Origin of the sequence: Neisseria sp. HMSC065D04, assembly GCF_001815675.1 — a bacterium.
Classification (GTDB): Bacteria; Pseudomonadota; Gammaproteobacteria; order Burkholderiales; family Neisseriaceae; genus Neisseria.
Window position 1 is genome coordinate 1 of the sequence record NZ_KV821458.1, and the last position, 881, is coordinate 881.

An 881-nucleotide genomic window follows, 5' to 3' on the forward strand; every position below is an offset into this window, starting at 1 on the left:
AATTAAAAACAAAATGGTACAATACTCAACTTTGAAGGTCTAACCATGGCATACTCTGCGGACTTAAGAAACAAAGCTTTAAACTATTACGAACAATGCAAAAACATCAGCCAAACCGCAGCAACGTTTAACCTGTCAAGAAACACGCTTTACCTGTGGATTCGCCTTAAAAAACAAACAGGCAGCCTAAAACATCAAGTTACCGGTCTAAATGCTGTCAAATTGGATAGGCAAAAACTGGCTCAATATGTTGGGCAACACCCGGATGCCTATCTGCATGAAATCGCCAAACATTTTGATTGTACGCCAGCCGCCGTTTGCTATGCACTCAAACAGATGGGGATGACGCGCAAAAAAAGACCACCACTTACAAAGAACAAGACCCAGCCAAAGTAACGCATTATTTGACACAGCTGGCCGAATTTTCCGACTACCAACGTGTTTATTTGGATGAAACAGGATTTGACCGCTACCTGTTCCGTCCCTATGCCCGCAGCCCGAAAGGGCAAATAGTGAAAGCGCAGATAAGTGGAAAAAGATACCGGCGCTTATCTCTGGTGTCCGCACAAGTCGGCAACCGGCTGATTGCTCCGATGGTTTATCAAAATACGATGACCGGAGTCTTTTTTGAAGCGTGGTTTCAGCAATGCCTACTGCCCGCATTGACTCAAAAATCGGTGATTATTTTAGATAATGCACGATTTCACCGTATGGGTGTCTTACGGAAAATGGCGGAAAAATGGGGACATAAGGTATTGCCTCTTGCACCTTATTCACCTGAGCTCAACCCGATTGAGAAGGTGTGGGCGAATATTAAGCGGTATCTGCGAACCGTATTGTCTGATTACGCCCGATTTGACGATGCGCTACTGTCCTATTTT

General features: G+C 44.6%; 1 protein-coding gene. It reads left to right on the forward strand.

Annotated features, from left to right (window positions below):
• Window positions 1–45: 45 nt before the first annotated feature.
• A protein-coding gene (locus HMPREF3050_RS12950; RefSeq protein ID WP_141758367.1) for an IS630 family transposase occupies window positions 46–881 on the forward strand; the annotation gives its coding sequence in 2 pieces (ribosomal slippage) (window positions 46–361 and window positions 361–881; 837 coding nt annotated over the 2 pieces). This gene is flagged as partial in the annotation.